This window comes from Cryobacterium sp. MP_M3 (genome assembly GCF_015752155.1).
Classification (GTDB): domain Bacteria; phylum Actinomycetota; class Actinomycetes; order Actinomycetales; family Microbacteriaceae; genus Cryobacterium.
Genome location: NZ_JADOVI010000003.1, coordinates 99,983 through 116,475, shown reverse-complemented (window position 1 = coordinate 116,475; position 16,493 = coordinate 99,983). Strand labels below are relative to the sequence as shown.

The window sequence follows — 16,493 nt, the reverse complement described above, 5'->3', positions numbered from 1 at the left end:
CACGACTGTTAAGCCTAGCCACTATTGTGGTGGAGGCAGCGAAAACAGGGGCGGGAGCCCGGTCCGGTGCGTCCCGCACCGGAAGCGGTCAGGTCCGCGCGGCGAGCGCCTGCCAGCCGTCGGCGCGCAGCCTGCCCTGGCGTTCGCGGCGCCAGGAGTCCGACTCCGCCACGGCGGCGAGGTGCAGCACCACCCCGACGGTGGGCTCGTCGGAATAGTGCGCGAACGGGGCATGCTCGACGTGGTGCACCACGGTCCGCTGGGCGGAGAACCCCGTCAGTTGCCCGGGGACGAAGCTCTCCCCGGCCCGCGGAACGGCGTCGACGAGCGTGCGCCGGTGCAGTGCCTCGCCGGTGAACTCCGTGCAGGCGTCGTCGCCGAAGACGAGCAGGCGCACGTCGATCGCGGTGCGGTTCTTCGTGACCGAGTGCACCGGGCGCCCATCGACCGCGGGAGAGCGTTCAGCGACCTGACCCCGGGTGATCGCACCGGCCTGGTATTCGAACATCGCCGTTGCCACCGCACCGAGACTGACGCGCTCGGCATCGTTGCCGATCAGGAACTCCACCTCGTCGTACACCGGGTGAACGGGCTCCACGATCAGCACCGCGCGGGCGTCCGGGGTGATCGCATGATCGCCGCGGCTTGCCCGCCCGGCGCCGCTCCCGAGCAGTGTCTCCACCTCGTCGTAGACCGGGCTGCCGAGTTCGAGCACGAGCACCGGCCGTTCCCGCGGCACTATCCGCTCGGTGGTGGTGCGAAGCGTGCTGCGCATTTCGCGCAGGAGAGCTTCCCTGAGTTCTGTGGAGATTTCGGTCATCGTCGGCTTTCCGTTTCGTTGCATCGAGCAGTGGCGGGGTCGTGCCTTCGGGGATTCGAGGGAGGTCAGGCTCCGGGCGCTGTCACCTGGGTTTGGGGAAGGGCGATGTCCCACCCCTCATGGCGCAGCGCTCGCTGTCGTTCCAGCCGGCGCTCGCCCGATTCGGCCACTGCTGCCACGTGCACCACCACCAGGACCGTCGGTGTGGCGCAGTTCTCCGGGAAGGGCGCGTGCTCGACGCGCTCCACCACCGGCCGCAGCGTGTCGAACCGACTCAATTGGCCGGGGGAGAGGAATTCTCCGGCGCGGGGCACGGCATCGACCAGGGTGCGGCGATGCAGCGCCTCGCCCGTGTAGTGCGTGCAGTCCTCGTCGCCGAACACCATCACCCAGAGGTCGATGGCGGTGCGGTGCGCGGGAGGCGCCTCGGCAGGTGGTGCGTGGGTGGTGCGCGCATCCGCTGGAATGCGCCGCAGCCGTGCCATCCGGGTCTGGTGCTCGGCCAGGGCGGTGGCCACGAGGGCGAGGCTCTCATGCTCGGCGATGGTGTCCAGACGGGACTCGACCTCGTCGAAGAGCGGACTCGCGGCGACCGGGTGGGCGCTCACGTGCGCCCGCGGACGCCGGGCGAGCGGTGGTTCGCTCGGGGCGAGGGAGGCCAGCATGTCGCGCAGCGACAGCTCCTCGGTCGGCGTGGGCGTCTCAGTCATCCGGTGGTTCCGTTCCGGTCGTCATCGGCAGTCGGCGGCACGCACAGCGTTGCGCAGGTCCGTTTGACCTCATCCGGGTCGGGAGCGAGCAGCCTGTCGGCAGGGCGTGGAGGCCGCAGACGAGCACTGACCCCCCAAACTAGTCACAGTTGGGACGAGAACCTAACGGACCTGTCGCTTGGGCGCGCCGTGTACGCGGGCGGCGGCCCGCCGGTCGGACGACGCCGGGGGCGTGACCCACCGGGTGACCCCGGCCAGTATCAGGAGCACGGCCCCGACGACGGCCGCGCCGAAGAACGCGGCGCCCGCGCCTGCCGCCTCGACGAGCACCCCGGCCAGTGCGCTTCCGGCCGCGGCCCCGACGTTGTGCGCCGTATTGACCCAGGTCGTCGCCTCGATCTCCCGTCCGCCGCGGCCGAAGTCGCTCGCCGCGACGTAGGCCACGATCATGATCGGGGACAGGCAGAGCCCGGCCAGCGCGATCAGGAGGCCAAGCGCCAGCGTCGACGTGGCCAGTCCGGCGGCGGCGATCCCGGCCACGAAGAGAGCGGCGATGACGAACAACTGTCGTCGTGCCGACGACCCGATCCGCAGGGCGCCGTAGACGAGCCCGCCGACCGCGCTGCCGGCGGCGAAGAGAGCGAGCACGATTCCCGCCTCGGCGGTCGAACCAGCATTGCCGGTCGCGCCGCCCAGAGCGGTGGCGCCGATCAGGGCCGGGACCGCGATGTAGACCGTGCCGACGAGGACCCCGGCCGCGAGTACGGGCAGCAGCAGGGCCGCGAAGCGCGGGTCGGTCAGAAGAGCACCGCCCGGCGGGCTCCCGTCGGCCTCGGCTGGGGCCGGGCCGGGCAGCATGGCCGGGGAGGAGACCATCAGCACGGTCCCGACCACGATCAGGGCCGCGGGAATGAGCAGGGCCGTGCTGGGGGAGATCCAGAGCAGGATCGTGCCCGCGAGCACCGGGCCGGCCAGGTAGAGCACCTCCTCCAGCACGGCGTCGAGGCTGAGGGCCGTCCGGAGGATTCCGGGTGCCGGCAGGAGAGCCGCCCAGAGCACACGCATGATCGGCCCGAGCGGCGGCGCGACGGCGCCGACGAGGCCGGCCAGCGCGATGCTCCACCAGGCCGAGTCGCCGGTCCCGGTCGCGAGGGCGAACAGGCCGAGGGAGACGGCGAAGGAGAGTGAGAGCGTGAGCAGCATCCGTCGGCGGCCGAACCGGTCGATCAGCCGGGCCCGCAGCGGCGCCAGGAAGCCGGCGGTGGCCCCGTAAGCGCCCATGGCGGCCCCCGCAACCGCGTAGGAGCCGGTGGCTGTTTCGACCGCGATGAGCATCGGCAGGCCGACGAGCGCATACGCGAAGCGGCCGGCGAGGGCGCTCGCGAAGACGAACGGAACCCCGGGTGTCGTGAGCACGGCGGCGTAACCCGGCCGGGCGGCGTCTGGGGGCCGTGACGGCGGAACGGGTACTGAGGAAGAGGAGGGCATGGACGAAACTCCGAAGAATGTGCGCGCCGGGCGCGAGTGAAGGAACCGGGTGGTCGAAGCCGAGCCGGTCGCTAATCACACAAGGGGAGCATCCAGCCACCATAGCCGCTCGGATTCCGCCCGGGCGGTCTCACCAGGTGGCGGGCTTGTAGTCCTTGAGGAAGACTCCGCACAGGTCTTCGCCGGCCTCGCCGCGCACGATCGGGTCGTAGACGCGCGCCGCACCGTCGACGAGGTCGAGGGGGGCGTGGAAGCCCTCCTCGGCGAGGCGCACCTTGGTGGGGTGCGGGCGTTCGTCGGTGATCCAGCCCGTGTCGACGCTCGTCATCAGGATGCGGTCGGAGAGCATCTCCTTCGCGCTGGTGCGGGTGAGCATGTTCAGCGCGGCCTTGGCCATGTTGGTGTGCGGGTGGCCGGGACCCTTGTAACCGCGGCCGAACACGCCCTCCATCGCGGACACGTTGACGATGTAGGTTCGCCGGGCGCCGGATGCGGCCATCGACGCACGCAGGCGGCTCACCAGCAGGAACGGCGCGGTGGTGTTGCAGAGCTGCACCTCGAGCATCTCGAGCGGGTCGACGTCTTCGACGTTCGCGGTCCAGCTGTTCGCCTCATGCAGGTCGGGAACGAGCCCGCCGGCGTCGATGGCGGTGCCCGCGGCGAGGCGTTCGAGCGACGAGGAGCCGGGGGCGAGGGCCAGGGCGGTGAGGTCGTCGGCGGTCAGCACGGACGCGGCCGAGCCGGCGGCCGCGGCGGCCAGGATCGGGTGGCTGGTCACCGACGCCGCCAGGGCGGTCGGGTGCGCGTCATTGGTGTGGCCGAAGCTGACGATCTCGGGGATGCTCCCGTCCGGCAGCGGCGACGACTCGGCCTCGACCAGCATCGAGTAGGAGCCGGGGGAGCGACGCACGGTCTGGGCCGCGTTGTTGATCAGGATGTCGAGCGGGCCGGCCGCCGCGACGGAGTCGGCCAGGCCGATCACCTGGGCCGGGTCGCGCAGGTCGATCCCGACGATGCGCAGGCGGTGCAGCCAGTCGGCCGAATCCGGCATGGCGCTGAACCGGCGCACCGCGTCGCGCGGGAACCGGGTGGTGATGGTGGTGTGGGCGCCGTCGCGCAGCAGGCGGAGGGCGATGTACATGCCGATCTTCGCGCGGCCGCCCGTGAGCAGGGCGCGCTTGCCGGTCAGGTCGGTGCGGGCGTCCCGTTTCGCGTGGCTCATCGCGGCGCAGACCGGGCAGAGCTGGTGGTAGAAGGCGTCGACGAGGGTGTACTTCTGCTTGCAGATGTAGCAGGCCCGGGGAACGAGCAGCTCGCCCGCGGTCGCCCGGTCGGTGCCGAGGCGCAACTGGGCGCCGATGGTCTCGTCGTCGATGCGGGTGGGGGCGCCCGTGGCGGTCGCGGCGATCACCTCACGGTCGGCATCCGCTATCGCCTGGCGCTTCTCGCCGCGCCGGGCGATCTTCACCGACTTGAACATCTTGGCGGTGGCCTGCCGCACGGTGACGAAGTCGGGGTCTTCGGGGTCGATCTCGCTCAGTGAGGCGAGCACGCGCAGTGCGATCGCCATCTCGGCGGGGTCGATGGTGGGTGCGGCCTCCGTCGGGGGTGCGGGCTCGGTCGTGATCATCCGATAAGTCTACGAGCCTCTCCCGAACCAACTGTTGCCCGGCCGGACAACAGTTGCCGGTGTGCCGGCAACTGTTGTCCGTTCGGACAACAAATGGTGGAGCGGGTGGGACTAGACCTTGAGCGGCTCCGGCTGCTCGTCCAGCACCGGAAGCTCGATCGACGACGTCGGCGGCTCGTAGGTGTGGTCGAACGGCATCTCGTCGGTGTTCAGGTCGGGATTGCCGTCCTGGGTGGCGACGAGTTCACGGGCCTCGAAGACCGAGTCAACGCTCGGCATCGATCCGAGCAGCGGCAGCCCCGCGGTCTCACGCATGAAGAAGATCGCGATTCCGCCGATGACGGATGTTCCCATCAGGTAGTACGCCGGCATCATGTCATCGCCGGTGGCCGCGATCAGCGCCGCGATGATGAACGGCGTGGTGCCACCGAAGATCGCGACGGAGAAGTTGTACGCGATTCCCATTGCGCCATAGCGGCTCTCGGTCGGGAAGAGTGCCGGCAGGGCGGAAGCCAGGTTGGCCACATAGAAGGTGACCGGGAGAGCGATCAGCGCCAGACCGATCAGTGTGGACCAGATCTCGCCGACGCCGATGAGCAGGAAGGCCGGAATGGCGAACACGATGGCCGTGATCGAGCCCATCCAGAGCACCGGGCGGCGGCCGATCTTGTCGGAGAGCCTGCCGGTCAGCGGGATGCAGAGCGACATGACCACGAGGATCGGGATGGTCAGCAGCGTGCCGTGCAACTCGTCGTACCCCTTGGTGCTGGTGAGGTATGTCGGCATGTACGAGGTGAGGGCGTAGCCGAGCGTGTTCGCGGCGGCGACGAGGATCATCGCGACGATGATTCCGCGCCAGTGCGCCTTGAAAATGGAGAGCGGGCCGTTGGCGGCAGGCGAATCGGTCGTCGAGGGATCACTGGCGAGGGCGTCCTTGGCGTCCAGGGTGGCCTGGAACGTGGGAGATTCCTCGATCTTCATTCGGAACCAGATTGCGATCAGGCCGAGCGGTCCGGCGATGAGGAACGGAAGCCTCCAGCCCCAGTCCTCCATGACAGGCTGCCCGAGCGTGACCTGGAGCACCGACACGAGCGCGGCACCGATCGCGAAACCGAGGTAGCTGCCCATGTCGAGCAGGCTCGCGAAGAATCCGCGGTGCTTGTCGGGGGAGTGCTCGCTGACGAACGTGGTGGCGCCGGCGTACTCGCCACCGGTCGAGAAGCCCTGGACGAGCTTCGTGAAGACCAGCAGGGCCGCGGCGAGCATGCCGACCATGGCGTAGCTCGGGAGCAGGCCGACCGCGAAGGTGGAGGCGGCCATCAGCATCAGCGTCATCGACAGCACCTTCTGCCGGCCGATCTTGTCGCCGAGCCAGCCGAAGAAGACTCCACCGAGCGGGCGGGCGATGAACGTGGCAGCGAAGGTGCCGAGCAGGAAGAGTGTCTGAACGGTCTTGTCCGCCTCGGGGAGGAACACCGGTCCCATCGTCGTGATCAGGTAGCCGAACACTCCGACGTCGTACCATTCCATGGTGTTACCGACGATGGTTCCGCCGAGCGCCTTCTTCAGGCGCGACTGGTCGACCACGTTGACGTGGGACACCTTTAAGCGGCGCTTCAGAAGTGGTTTCTTGATCTTCCCGGAGGCGTTCTTGACGCCCTTTTTCAGGTCGGTCGTGCTGGGGTCTCTCGGCATTTTGGCTTCTCTCGTGGAGGTCATTCGCAGGTGAAGTAAAGGGGCCCGTTCTCGGGCATAACTAGCAATTTTAGCGCAAAAACGCCGTCAAACCGAATTTCTGCCGGGGATAGGGCCTCTGGACAGGGGTTTACATGAGGCTCGCGCCGGGCATTCGGGGGGCATTCGGCACCTAGGCTGGTGGCCATGACTGACTCCGTGAAGTTCTGGTTCGACCCCTCCTGTCCCTGGGCCTGGATGACATCCCGCTGGGTGGGAGAGGTCGCCGAATTGCGCGGTTTCGACGTGACCTGGTGCGTGATGAGCCTTGCCGTGCTCAACGAGGACAACGAGGTCAGCGACGAGTACCGTTCCTTCTTCCCGCGGGCGCTGAAATACACCCGCCTGGTGCAGGCCGCGCAGGAGCTGCACGGCCAGAAGACCGTCAAGGCGCTGTACGACGCGCTCGGTACCCGCATTCACCCGGGCGGCAGCATCGAGCCCGATGAGGTCATCCCCGCCGCACTGGCCGAGGTCGGGTTACCTGCCTCCTTCGCGGCCTGGGCCGACAGCACCCACAACGACGAGCAGATGCGGGCCAGTCACTTCGACGGGATGAACCGGGTCGGCCAGGACGTGGGCACCCCGGTGATCGCGGTCAACGACGTGGCCTTCTTCGGCCCGGTGGTGTCCCCGGCGCCCACGGGCGACCAGGCACTCGCGCTCTGGGACGGCGTTGTCGCCGTGGCCGGCTATGACGGCTTCTTCGAAATGAAGCGCACCCGCACGGTCGGGCCCATCTTCGACTAGGCACGCGTGGGTGACCGACGCTGAATGGTGCCGGATTAAATAGACTCTTCCCATGCGCATCTATATCGCCACCGACCATGCCGGGCTCGATTTCAGCCGCCACCTGTTCGAGCATCTCACCGAGGCCGGCCACGACGTCATCGACCACGGCCCGCAGACCTACGACGCCCTGGATGACTACCCGTCGTTCTGCATCAACGCCGCCCAGGCCGTCGTCAACGACCAGACCGCGGGCATCGAGGCCCTCGGCGTGGTCTTCGGCGGCTCGGGCAACGGCGAGCAGATGGCGGCCAACAAGGTCGTCGGGGCCCGGGCGGCCCTGGTCTGGAGCCTCAACACGGCCAGGCTCGCCCGCGAGCACAACAACGCGAACGTCATCTCGATCGGGGCCAGGCAGCACACCATCGACGAGGCGATCACCTTCATCGACGCGTTCATCGCCGAGCCGTTCCCGGCCGACGAACGGCACCTGCGTCGCATCCGCCAGCTCGCCGAGTACGAGGCGACCCGCGACATCGTCGGCAAGAACATCGTCGCCAAAGACATCGTGAGCTAGCGTGCCTGAGGGCCATTCCGTACACCGCATCGCCCGCCAGTTCGCCCGCAATTTCGTCGGCCGGAGGGTGCATCTCTCCTCGCCCCAGGGTCGTTTCGCCGCGGGTGCCGCACAGCTCGACGGCCACGTGATGACGGATGCCCGTGCCGTGGGCAAGCAGATGTTCCTCGAGTTCGACCACGGGCTGTGGCTGCGGGTGCACTTGGGCATGTACGGCGCGTGGGACTTCGCCGGGGACATCCTGATGGATGCGACGATCGCGTCCGCGAACGGCCGGATGGGCCAGACCAACCAGCGCGGAACCGACGTGGACTCCACCGTGCTGGATGCGGCCGTGCTGGATTCCACGGGGGAGAACTCGATGCACAGCATCGGCGCGCCGCGACGCACCCGGGTGCGAATGGCCGAGCAGGAGAAGGAGATCGACCAACTCGATACCTTCCCGCCGGAGCCGGTCGGCCAGGTGCGAGTGCGCCTGCTCACCGACACGGTGTCGGCCGACCTGCGCGGGCCTACGGCGTGCGAGGTGCTCGACCCGGCGCAGGTGCAGGCCGTGATCGACAAGGCCGGACCTGACCCGCAACTCGACGACAGCACGGCCGCTGAGGACCGGTTCACCGCTGTCGTGCGACGCAAGCCTACCCCCATCGGTCTTCTCCTGATGGACCAGTCCGTCGTCAGCGGCATCGGAAACGTCTACCGCGCTGAGCTGCTCTTCCGGGCTCGGGTGAACCCGTACGCCCCGGGGAAGTCGCTCCCGGAAGACACCGTGCGCGGCTTATGGCGGGACTGGGCGCACCTGCTGAAAATCGGGGTGGAGACCGGTCAGATGATGACCATGGACGACCTCGACGGTGACGAGTGGCGGCTGGCCATGAAGAACCGCGCCGACCGGCACTGGGTCTACAAGCGCGAGGGTCTTCCATGCCGGGTCTGCGGCACCCACATCACCCTCGCTGAGATGGGTGCCCGCAAGCTGTACTACTGCCCCCGCTGCCAGGCCTGAACCCAGAGACAGGAACCTCTCCCGATGAGACACAATCCCTCCTTCGCGCTCGACGACCCGGCCGAGATCAGGCGCCTGGTGCGGGAGAACCCCTGGGCGACCATGATCAGTCACACCTCCGCCGGGGAACTCGTCGCTTCGCACTACCCGGTCGTGCTCGACGACGACAGCGAGGACAGCGACGAGATCGTGCTGCTGAGCCATGTCGGCCGGCCCGATGAGCAACTGCATGAGCTCGGCCGGCACGAACTGCTGGTGGTGATCCAGGGGCCCCACGGCTACATCTCGCCCGGCTGGTACGACGCATCACCGGCCGTCCCCACCTGGAACTTCATCACCGCCCACCTCTACGGCACCCCCGAACTGCTCAGCGCCGCCGAGAACCTCGCCGTGCTCGACCGGCTCGTCGACCACTTCGAAGACCGGATGCCCGAGCCCCGGCGGCTGAACGGCACCGCAGAGAACGCCGCCTACGCCGCCCGGATCTCGGCCGGCACGGTCGGCTTCCGGCTGCGGGTGACCCGGGTGGTAGCCAAGAGCAAGCTCAGCCAGAACCGGCCCGCCGAGACCGTCGCCCGGATCCTGACCGAACTGGAGGGCTCGGGGCCCTATGCCAGCCCGACCCTCGCCGCCGAGATGCGCCGGGTGCACGGCCGGGCCGACACGCCGAGCGACCGGTCGTGACCGGGCTCTCGCTCACCCTGCGCAACGCCCGCCTGCCCGGCAGCGACGAACGCGTTGACGTCACGGTCACCGACGGAGTGATCCGTCAGATCGGGTACCAGGACAAGGCGGCGCCCGGGCAGGAGAGCGTCGACCTCGGCGAGCGCTGGTTGATCCCCGGGCTGTGGGACAACCACGTGCATTTCAGCCAGTGGGCGCAGACCGCCCGCCGCCTCGACCTGTCCGCCACGACCAGTGCGGCCGAGGCGGCCGGGCTCGTTGGCGAACGCGCCCGGCTGACGCCGCCGGGGGAGCCCCTCGTCGGCTTCGGATTCCGCGACGGCCTCTGGCCGGATGCCCCGGGCCGGGCCGTGCTCGACGACGCCTCCGGCAGCCTCCCCGTCGTGCTCGTCAGCGGTGACCTGCACAGCTGCTGGCTGAACTCGGCAGCGCTCGCCGAGTACGGCTTCCCCGACCACCCCACCGGGCTCCTGCGCGAAGACGAGGCATTCGCCGTTGTCAACGCCCTCGGCACCGTGCCCGACGCGGTGATGGACGGCTGGGTCGACACGGCGGCGCGCGCCGCGGCCGCCCGCGGCGTGGTCGGAATCGTGGAGATGGAGATGGCCTGGAACCCCGGCGACTGGCAACGCCGGATCGCGGCCGGGACCGACACGCTGAGGGTCGAGACCAGCGTCTACAGCCGGCACCTGGAGCGGGCCATCACGCTCGGTCTGCGCTCAGGGGCCGTGCTCGAGGGCACGGGTGGGCTGGGCGTGATGGGGCCGTTCAAGGTCATCACGGACGGGTCGCTCAACACCCGCACCGCGTACTGCTTCGACGAGTACCCCGGGCTGGCGGGCCGGCCCGGTTCGCACGGGCTGCTCACCGTGCCCCAGGACCGGCTGGTCAGCCTGATGCGCCGGGCGGCGGCCGGGGACATCCGCCCCGCCGTGCACGCGATCGGCGACCGGGCGAACGCCCTGGCCCTCGACGCCTTCGCCGAGGTCGGCTGCTCGGGGAGCATCGAACATGCCCAACTGCTCCGTGCCGAGGATGTGGCCAGGTTCGCGGCGCTCGGTGTCGTCGCGAGCGTGCAGCCCGAGCACGCCCTCGACGACCGGGACGTCGCCGACCGCTACTGGGCCGGCCGCACCGGACGGGCCTTCGTGCTGAAATCCCTGCTCGACGCGGGCGCGACCCTGGCGCTTGGCAGCGACGCCCCCGTCGCGCCGCTGGATCCCTGGGTCACCATTGCGGCGGCGGTCGGTCGCACCAGGGGAGCACGAGAGCCGTGGCAGCCGGGGCAGGCGATCTCCCGGCAGGCGGCGCTCGCCGCATCCGCCCGCGGCCGGCACCGGATCTCCGTCGGCGACGTGGCCGACCTGGCGGTCTGCGAGACCGACCCGTTCGTCGCATCCGTTGCCGACCTCCGGCTCATGCCGGTGGCCGCCACCCTGATTGCCGGACGGTTCACGCACAACACGCTCCAGCCCTGACCCGAAGCCCCGATTGTGCGCCTCCGGGCGACCGCGTGCGGGGGTTTTCCCCCGAGGAGATCCGGTTGCCAGCCGGATGCCGCCGGGACCTCCCGCCGGGAATGCTGGATGCAGGCACACTGGCTGGAGGAAGAGCATGAGCACCACCGAAACGACTACACCCACGACGATCGACGACCAGAGGGAGAACACCGTGCAGGACCCGGTTGTGCGGCGGGGCGGCTATCGGGCGCTGTGGCGCCGGGTGCCGCGGGAGCTCGGCTTCCTGCTGCCGACGCTGCCGATAGCCGTGGTCGGGCTCTCCCTGCTCAGCACCGTGTTCTTCACGGGTGCCGGCATCATCGCCATCTTCGTCGGCCTGTTCATCGTCGTGCTGGCCCTCTACATCGCCCGGGGGTTCGGCATGTTCGAGCTGGCCCGGCTGCGCTGGGCAGGGCAGAACCCGATCACGCCGCCACGCTGGGACCCGCCCGGCGAACCGGCGACGCCGCTCCGCACGGTGCTCGGCCCGCTCGTCAACGGGCACTACTGGCTGTACCTGCTGCACGGCATGGTCGTCAACTTCATCGCGGGACTGGTCAGCTGGATCGTCACCGTGGTCTGGCTGTCGGTCGGGCTGGGCGGGATCAGCTACTGGTTCTGGGGCCGGTTCCTGGAGAACGGCAACGGGGTCAGGGTGCCGCTCTCCAAACTCCTGACCGACTGGATGCTGCAGGGCAACACGCTGGCCATCGACCCGTTCGTCGCCGAGAGCCTGTTCCAGCTCATCCTGGGTGCGGCATTCCTGGCCACTCTGCCCTTCATCACCCGGGGATTCACCGCGATGCACCAGTTCATCGCCCGGGGCTTGCTCGGCGCGTGGCGCTCCGAGGCCCTCCAGCGTGAGGTCGCCGACCTGAGTGCGTCTCGCGGGGCCGCCGTCTCCGCGGAGGACCGGTCGCTCCGCCGGCTCGAGCGCGACATCCACGACGGACCCCAGCAGCGCCTGGTGCGCCTGCAGATGGACCTGGCCAGCGCCGAGCGCAAGCTCGACACCGACCCGGCGGCCGCGCGGGGGCTGCTCACCGAGGCCAGGCAGCAGGCGCACGACACCCTCGAGGAGCTGCGCGCGCTGTCCCGCGGCCTGGTCCCCCCGATCCTCCAGGACCGCGGCCTGATCGCCGGCCTCGAATCGCTCGCCGCCCGCAGCACCATCCCCGTGCAACTCGAACTGACCGTCGACCCGGCACTGCGGCTGCCGTCCGAGATCGAACGCAGCGCGTACTTCGCGGCGTCCGAGCTGCTCACCAACGCCGCCAAGCATTCCCGGGCCACCGGCATCCGGCTGCACCTGGCGCTTCGCCGGGTGCCGGACGACGACACCACCTGGCTGGACCTCTGGGTGATCGACAACGGCGTGGGCGGTGCGGTCCCGACCGAGGCGCACGGCCTGCGAGGCCTCGACGAGCGCCTCCGCGGTCTGCGCGGGGTGCTCTCGATCGACAGCCCGGCGGGCGGTCCGACCGCAGTGGGGGCGCATATCCCCCTGACCGACACCGCGCCCAGCTCGATCGCCCTATCCTGAACAGGTGACCCAGCCCGCGAGCGTGACGGATGCCGCACCGGCGGCCACCCCCTTGCGGCTGGTGCTGGCCGAGGATTCGCTCCTGCTCCGGGAGGGGCTGATCCGGCTGTTCGATGAGGCCGGCTTCGTGACCGTCGCGTCCTACGGGGACGCCGACGCGCTGCTCGCCGAGGTCGACGCGCTGCGGCCGGACATCGCCGTGCTCGACGTGCGGATGCCGCCTTCCTTCCGCGACGAGGGCGTGCGTGCCGCACTGGAGCTGCGGCGCCGGCTGCCGTCGGTGGGCATCCTGCTGCTCAGCCAGTATGTGGAGGGCACCTACGCCCATGAGCTGCTCGCGGCCGGAGAGGGTGGCATGGGCTACCTGCTCAAGGACCGGGTGGCGTCGCTGGACGACCTCACCGACGCGCTCACCCGGATCAGCGCCGGCGGTACCGTGCTCGACCCGCAGGTGGTGCGCGAGCTGCTGGGGCGCCGCACCGACCCGCTCGCGGCGCTCACCCCGCGGGAACGCGACGTGCTCGCTCTGATTGCCGAGGGTCGCACGAACGTGGGCATCGCCTCCGCCCTCGTGATCGGCGTCGGCGCGGTGGAGAAGAACGTCACCTCGATCTTCCAGAAGCTGCAGCTCGACGACTCCGGCTCGGACCACCGCCGGGTGCTCGCGGTGCTCGCCTTCCTCCGGCACTGAGCCCCTCGCCCTCTCCCAGGAGTCGCACCCCGGTTTGTCGCACCCCCGGGGTGTTCCGAATTCAGGAGAACAGGTCGGGCGGGGCGGTGCGGCGGGCATCCGTCGCACTGGTCCGGGCTCCACACCTGAATTCGGAACAGAGGTGACCGGGAACGGGGGCCCGGTCGGCGCGGAGTTCAGGGGCGAGCTCGATCACCGGGGTGGGCGCGCACACGGATGCCGGGCCGAGGGGGGAGGATAGGACCATGAGCGCAATCGAGAACTCCAAGCTGGCCATCATCGGGGCCGGTGCCGTGGGCACCTCCCTCGCCTACGCCGCCCTGATCCGCCAGTCCGCGCGCGAGGTTGTGCTCTACGACATCAACGAGGCCAAGGTCGAGGCCGAGGTGCTCGACCTCGCCCACGGCACCCAGTTCACCGGCGCATCCTGCGTGTCGGGCGGGTCGGACCTGGACGCGATCGCGGGCGCCAACATGGTCGTGATCACGGCCGGAGCCCGGCAGCACCCCGGCCAGTCCCGCCTCGACATGGCCGGGGTCAACGTGGGGATCCTGCGCGAACTGATGCCCAAGCTCGTCGAGCGCGCCCCGGATGCCGTGTACATGATCGTCACCAACCCCTGCGACATCCTCACCTACGCGGCCCTGCGGTTCAGTGGACTCCCGTCGGCCCGCGTCTTCGGCTCCGGAACCGTGCTCGACTCCTCACGGCTGCGCTGGCTGCTCGCCCACCGGGTCGACGTGGCGATCGCGAACGTGCACGCCGTGATCGTCGGCGAGCACGGCGACTCGGAGTTCCCGCTCTGGTCCCAGGCCAGGGTCGGCCCGATCTCGCTCGCCCAGTGGGTGGCGGATGACATCTCACCGGTCACCAACGGGCGCGCCAAGTTCTCCGAGGCCGAATTCGAGGCCATCACCGAGGACGTCAAGACCGCGGCGTACCGGGTCATCGCCGGAAAGGGTGCCACCAACTACGCGATCGGTCTCTCCGGGGCACGGATCGTGGAGGCCGTGCTGCGGGACGAAGGTGCCGTGCTGCCGGTCAGCTCGGTCCTGACCGGATACCGCGGCGTGAGCAACGTGGCGCTGTCGGTGCCGACCGTGGTCAACGCCGATGGCGTGTCCCGGGTGATCGAGGTGCCGTTCTCCGACTCGGAGCAGACCCTGTTCCAGCACTCGGCCGACACCCTCCGGGCGACCCTGGACAGGCTCGGACTGGCCTGAGCCCGGCGGTTGAATTCGTAATCGCCCAGGCCGGGCTGCGAGATACCCGGTCAATCAATCCCGGTTCACACGAACTCGTGGGCTGTCGCACTTCGGATGCTGCGTCTAACCTGCCGGTTAGGTGTGCACACAATGACGGCATCGCGACAGAGGAGGATCAGATGGCGACGGACGGTCGGGCACGCGTGATCGTGCGGGACGGGCCCTGGGGCTTCGTTTTCCTGTTGGCCTATATCGGAGCGGCCATCTACTTCATCTCCCTCTCGACGGGCACATTCTGGGGCGTCATCCTGGGTCTGCTCCAGGCCATCGTCTGGCCGGTCTACGTTGTTTACCACGTGTTGCTCCTGATCGGCGCCTGATAGAGCGGAACCAAGCCTGTTCGCGCAGAGCCGGAGAGCCAGAAAGGACTCGGCCATGACTCAACTCGTCCTGTTCCACCACGCACAGGGATTGACTCCGGGGGTCACCGCGTTCGCCGACCGGCTGCGCGCCGCCGGACATGACGTTCACACGCCCGACCTGTTCGACGGCCGCACGTTCGACAGCATCGAAGCCGGCATGTCCTTCGTCGCAGAACTGGGGTTCGACGAGGTCATGGAACGCGGAACCAGGGCCGCCGACGCCATCGGCGACAACCTCGTCTTCGCCGGTTTCTCGCTGGGCGTGGTGCCCGCCCAGATGCTCGCCCAGACGCGCCCGGGCGCCCTCGGCGCGGTGTTGTGCTACTCCTGTGTGCCTGTCGCCGAGTTCGGCGGGGCCTGGCCGGTCGACGTTCCGGTGCAGATCCACGGCATGGATGCCGACCCGTACTTCGTCGGCGAGGGTGACCTCGATGCGGCCCGGGCCATCGTCGCCTCTGCTCCGAGCGCCGAGCTGTTCCTCTACCCGGGGGATCAGCACTACTTCGCCGACAACTCCCTGCCCTCCTTCGACGCGGATGCGACCGAACTCCTGCTGCACCGGGTCATCGATTTCCTGGGCCGGATTCGCGGGTAGCCTACTCGATTCAGGCAGCCGGGCCCGGCGGGTCATTGGCCCGCGGGCGGTTGCCAGAGTTCTACCTTGTTTCCTTCCGGATCGATCACCCAGGCGAACTTCCCGTATTCGGAATCGTTCGTGTTCTCCTGAGCGTCCGGGTTCTCCAGAACGGTGCAGCCTTCTTCACGCAGGACTTCAACCAGGGCGTCGAGATCCTCGACCCGGTAGTTGACCATGAACGGAGCGGTGCTGGGCGCGAAGGGGGCGTCCTGCGCGGCACCGATGGACCAGATGGTGGTTCCATCGACGGGCTTGCCGGCGCCGTCGGCCCAGGTGAATGCCGTGCCGCCCCAGTCCTGGACATCGATCCCGAGGTGCAGCTTGTACCAGGCCTGCAGTGCCGGAGCGTCTCTGGCCGTGAAGAAGATGCCGCCAATGCCGGTGACTCGTTTCATGCAACCTCCGAGTTCGCGTGCTGCTGAGTGTCTTTCTGCGGCCCAGCCTAGGGGGAGACGTCGACCCATTCGTGGCCGAGGGATTCGAGCTGCGCGGTTCCGGACGTGACGCCGGCGACGACCGCGGCGAGCAGCGCGGCGTCCTCGTGCGCGATCCGCAGCACTGCGTCCTGCCCGTAGTCCGTACCCAGGATGAGCACGCCGCGCTGGCGCAACTCGGCCTCGATCCGGCCGGCATCCGCGTGGGACAACGCGAGCGTGAAGAGTTCACGGCGTGCGCGGTGCACGACCAACCCGCGGGACTGGGCCTCGTCGATCGTGGTCAGGACAGCATCCGAGTAGGCGCGCACGAGGCCGCCGGCACCGAGGAGGGTGCCCCCGAAGTAGCGGGTGACGACGGCCGTGCAATCGACGAAACCGCGCCCGGACAGCACCTCGAGCATGGGCCGCCCCGCAGTCCCCGACGGTTCACCGTCGTCATTGGCCCGGCGCACCTGATCGGGAGTGCCGGTCGGGCCGAGCACGTATGCCGAGCAGTGGTGACGTGCGCTCCAATGTTCCTTGCGTGCGTCGTCGACCGCAGCACGCGCGGCATCCTCGGTCTCGGTCCTGACCAGTCGGCAGAGGAACCTGGATCGCTTCACGTCGATCTCGGTGTCGACGCGGCTGCCGATGCCGCCGTGCAAGGTGAGATCGGGCATGAGACCAGTCTCTCGCGTTATC

General features: G+C 69.2%; 18 protein-coding genes. 10 read left to right on the top strand and 8 right to left on the bottom strand.

Annotated features, from left to right (window positions below; all coding sequences use genetic code 11):
* Positions 1-88: 88 nt before the first annotated feature.
* The 5 genes from IWX89_RS05150 to IWX89_RS05130 form a co-directional block, all read right to left on the bottom strand.
* Positions 89-820, bottom strand: a complete 732-nt coding sequence (locus IWX89_RS05150) for a hypothetical protein (protein WP_196902499.1) — start codon at positions 818-820, stop codon at positions 89-91.
* Between the two features lie 65 nt (positions 821-885).
* The gene (locus tag IWX89_RS05145; protein WP_196902498.1) at positions 886-1,530 is read right to left on the bottom strand and encodes a hypothetical protein; all 645 of its coding nucleotides are present in this window, start codon (positions 1,528-1,530) and stop codon (positions 886-888) included.
* Positions 1,531-1,692: 162 nt separating this feature from the next.
* Entirely contained in the window at positions 1,693-3,018 is a 1,326-nt protein-coding gene (locus tag IWX89_RS05140; RefSeq protein ID WP_196902497.1) for an MFS transporter, read from the bottom strand.
* Between the two features lie 130 nt (positions 3,019-3,148).
* The gene (locus tag IWX89_RS05135) at positions 3,149-4,648 is read right to left on the bottom strand and encodes an SDR family NAD(P)-dependent oxidoreductase (RefSeq protein ID WP_196902496.1); all 1,500 of its coding nucleotides are present in this window, start codon (positions 4,646-4,648) and stop codon (positions 3,149-3,151) included.
* Positions 4,649-4,759: 111 nt separating this feature from the next.
* A complete protein-coding gene (locus tag IWX89_RS05130; protein WP_196902495.1) occupies positions 4,760-6,343 on the bottom strand; it encodes an MFS transporter in 1,584 nt (527 codons plus the stop codon).
* Positions 6,344-6,529: 186 nt separating this feature from the next.
* Here IWX89_RS05130 and IWX89_RS05125 point away from each other — a divergent pair, with 186 nt between their 5' ends.
* The 7 genes from IWX89_RS05125 (at position 6,530) to IWX89_RS05095 (ending at position 13,111) form a co-directional block, all read left to right on the top strand.
* Positions 6,530-7,132, top strand: a complete 603-nt coding sequence (locus IWX89_RS05125) for a disulfide bond formation protein DsbA (protein ID WP_196902494.1) — start codon at positions 6,530-6,532, stop codon at positions 7,130-7,132.
* 52 nt (positions 7,133-7,184) lie between these two features.
* On the top strand, positions 7,185-7,688 hold the full coding sequence (locus IWX89_RS05120) for a ribose-5-phosphate isomerase (RefSeq protein WP_196902493.1): 504 nt from the start codon (positions 7,185-7,187) through the stop codon (positions 7,686-7,688).
* 1 nt (position 7,689) lies between these two features.
* The gene (locus IWX89_RS05115) at positions 7,690-8,694 is read left to right on the top strand and encodes an Fpg/Nei family DNA glycosylase (RefSeq protein ID WP_196902492.1); all 1,005 of its coding nucleotides are present in this window, start codon (positions 7,690-7,692) and stop codon (positions 8,692-8,694) included.
* Positions 8,695-8,718: 24 nt separating this feature from the next.
* Positions 8,719-9,378, top strand: coding sequence for an FMN-binding negative transcriptional regulator (locus IWX89_RS05110; RefSeq protein WP_196902491.1), 660 nt, complete (start codon positions 8,719-8,721; stop codon positions 9,376-9,378).
* Positions 9,375-10,856 (top strand): amidohydrolase, encoded by a 1,482-nt coding sequence (locus tag IWX89_RS05105; protein ID WP_196902490.1) that lies wholly within the window; start codon positions 9,375-9,377, stop codon positions 10,854-10,856. Before IWX89_RS05110 ends, IWX89_RS05105 begins: the two co-directional genes overlap by 4 nt.
* 136 nt (positions 10,857-10,992) lie before the next feature.
* Complete coding sequence (locus tag IWX89_RS05100) at positions 10,993-12,420, top strand: sensor histidine kinase (RefSeq protein ID WP_196902489.1); 1,428 nt, start codon at positions 10,993-10,995, stop codon at positions 12,418-12,420.
* A gap of 4 nt (positions 12,421-12,424) precedes the next feature.
* The gene (locus tag IWX89_RS05095) at positions 12,425-13,111 is read left to right on the top strand and encodes a response regulator transcription factor (protein ID WP_307836430.1); all 687 of its coding nucleotides are present in this window, start codon (positions 12,425-12,427) and stop codon (positions 13,109-13,111) included.
* A 61-nt stretch (positions 13,112-13,172) separates the two neighbouring features.
* Here IWX89_RS05095 and IWX89_RS05090 read toward each other — a convergent pair whose 3' ends face one another.
* Positions 13,173-13,358, bottom strand: coding sequence for a hypothetical protein (locus tag IWX89_RS05090; RefSeq protein WP_196902488.1), 186 nt, complete (start codon positions 13,356-13,358; stop codon positions 13,173-13,175).
* Between IWX89_RS05090 and IWX89_RS05085 the strand changes: the two genes are divergently transcribed.
* The 3 genes from IWX89_RS05085 (at position 13,357) to IWX89_RS05075 (ending at position 15,333) form a co-directional block, all read left to right on the top strand.
* Positions 13,357-14,334 carry an L-lactate dehydrogenase gene (locus tag IWX89_RS05085; protein WP_196902487.1) on the top strand — a complete coding sequence of 326 codons (978 nt, stop codon included), beginning with the start codon at positions 13,357-13,359 and terminating at the stop codon, positions 14,332-14,334. The two genes, IWX89_RS05090 and IWX89_RS05085, sit on opposite strands and share 2 nt — an antisense overlap.
* Positions 14,335-14,495: 161 nt before the next feature.
* Positions 14,496-14,696 carry a hypothetical protein gene (locus tag IWX89_RS05080; protein ID WP_134507470.1) on the top strand — a complete coding sequence of 67 codons (201 nt, stop codon included), beginning with the start codon at positions 14,496-14,498 and terminating at the stop codon, positions 14,694-14,696.
* 55 nt (positions 14,697-14,751) lie between these two features.
* The gene (locus IWX89_RS05075; RefSeq protein WP_196902486.1) at positions 14,752-15,333 is read left to right on the top strand and encodes a dienelactone hydrolase family protein; all 582 of its coding nucleotides are present in this window, start codon (positions 14,752-14,754) and stop codon (positions 15,331-15,333) included.
* Between the two features lie 32 nt (positions 15,334-15,365).
* Here the strand turns inward: IWX89_RS05075 and IWX89_RS05070 are convergent, their stop codons facing one another.
* Both IWX89_RS05070 and IWX89_RS05065 read right to left on the bottom strand, forming a co-directional pair.
* The gene (locus tag IWX89_RS05070; protein WP_196902485.1) at positions 15,366-15,770 is read right to left on the bottom strand and encodes a VOC family protein; all 405 of its coding nucleotides are present in this window, start codon (positions 15,768-15,770) and stop codon (positions 15,366-15,368) included.
* 47 nt (positions 15,771-15,817) lie between these two features.
* The gene (locus IWX89_RS05065) at positions 15,818-16,471 is read right to left on the bottom strand and encodes a YigZ family protein (RefSeq protein ID WP_196902484.1); all 654 of its coding nucleotides are present in this window, start codon (positions 16,469-16,471) and stop codon (positions 15,818-15,820) included.
* Positions 16,472-16,493: the final 22 nt, after the last annotated feature.

What these genes read in the sequence shown, in the direction of transcription:
- IWX89_RS05075 (WP_196902486.1), top strand. Translation starts at nt 14,752, where the DNA reads ATGACTCAACTCGTCCTGTTCCACCACGCACAGGGATTGACTCCGGGG.
- IWX89_RS05090 (WP_196902488.1), bottom strand. Translation starts at nt 13,358, where the DNA reads ATGGTCCTATCCTCCCCCCTCGGCCCGGCATCCGTGTGCGCGCCCACC.
- IWX89_RS05120 (WP_196902493.1), top strand. Translation starts at nt 7,185, where the DNA reads ATGCGCATCTATATCGCCACCGACCATGCCGGGCTCGATTTCAGCCGC.
- IWX89_RS05065 (WP_196902484.1), bottom strand. Translation starts at nt 16,471, where the DNA reads ATGCCCGATCTCACCTTGCACGGCGGCATCGGCAGCCGCGTCGACACC.
- IWX89_RS05130 (WP_196902495.1), bottom strand. Translation starts at nt 6,343, where the DNA reads ATGCCGAGAGACCCCAGCACGACCGACCTGAAAAAGGGCGTCAAGAAC.
- IWX89_RS05140 (WP_196902497.1), bottom strand. Translation starts at nt 3,018, where the DNA reads ATGCCCTCCTCTTCCTCAGTACCCGTTCCGCCGTCACGGCCCCCAGAC.
- IWX89_RS05125 (WP_196902494.1), top strand. Translation starts at nt 6,530, where the DNA reads ATGACTGACTCCGTGAAGTTCTGGTTCGACCCCTCCTGTCCCTGGGCC.
- IWX89_RS05080 (WP_134507470.1), top strand. Translation starts at nt 14,496, where the DNA reads ATGGCGACGGACGGTCGGGCACGCGTGATCGTGCGGGACGGGCCCTGG.
- IWX89_RS05135 (WP_196902496.1), bottom strand. Translation starts at nt 4,648, where the DNA reads ATGATCACGACCGAGCCCGCACCCCCGACGGAGGCCGCACCCACCATC.
- IWX89_RS05145 (WP_196902498.1), bottom strand. Translation starts at nt 1,530, where the DNA reads ATGACTGAGACGCCCACGCCGACCGAGGAGCTGTCGCTGCGCGACATG.
- IWX89_RS05100 (WP_196902489.1), top strand. Translation starts at nt 10,993, where the DNA reads ATGAGCACCACCGAAACGACTACACCCACGACGATCGACGACCAGAGG.
- IWX89_RS05085 (WP_196902487.1), top strand. Translation starts at nt 13,357, where the DNA reads ATGAGCGCAATCGAGAACTCCAAGCTGGCCATCATCGGGGCCGGTGCC.
- IWX89_RS05150 (WP_196902499.1), bottom strand. Translation starts at nt 820, where the DNA reads ATGACCGAAATCTCCACAGAACTCAGGGAAGCTCTCCTGCGCGAAATG.
- IWX89_RS05070 (WP_196902485.1), bottom strand. Translation starts at nt 15,770, where the DNA reads ATGAAACGAGTCACCGGCATTGGCGGCATCTTCTTCACGGCCAGAGAC.
- IWX89_RS05110 (WP_196902491.1), top strand. Translation starts at nt 8,719, where the DNA reads ATGAGACACAATCCCTCCTTCGCGCTCGACGACCCGGCCGAGATCAGG.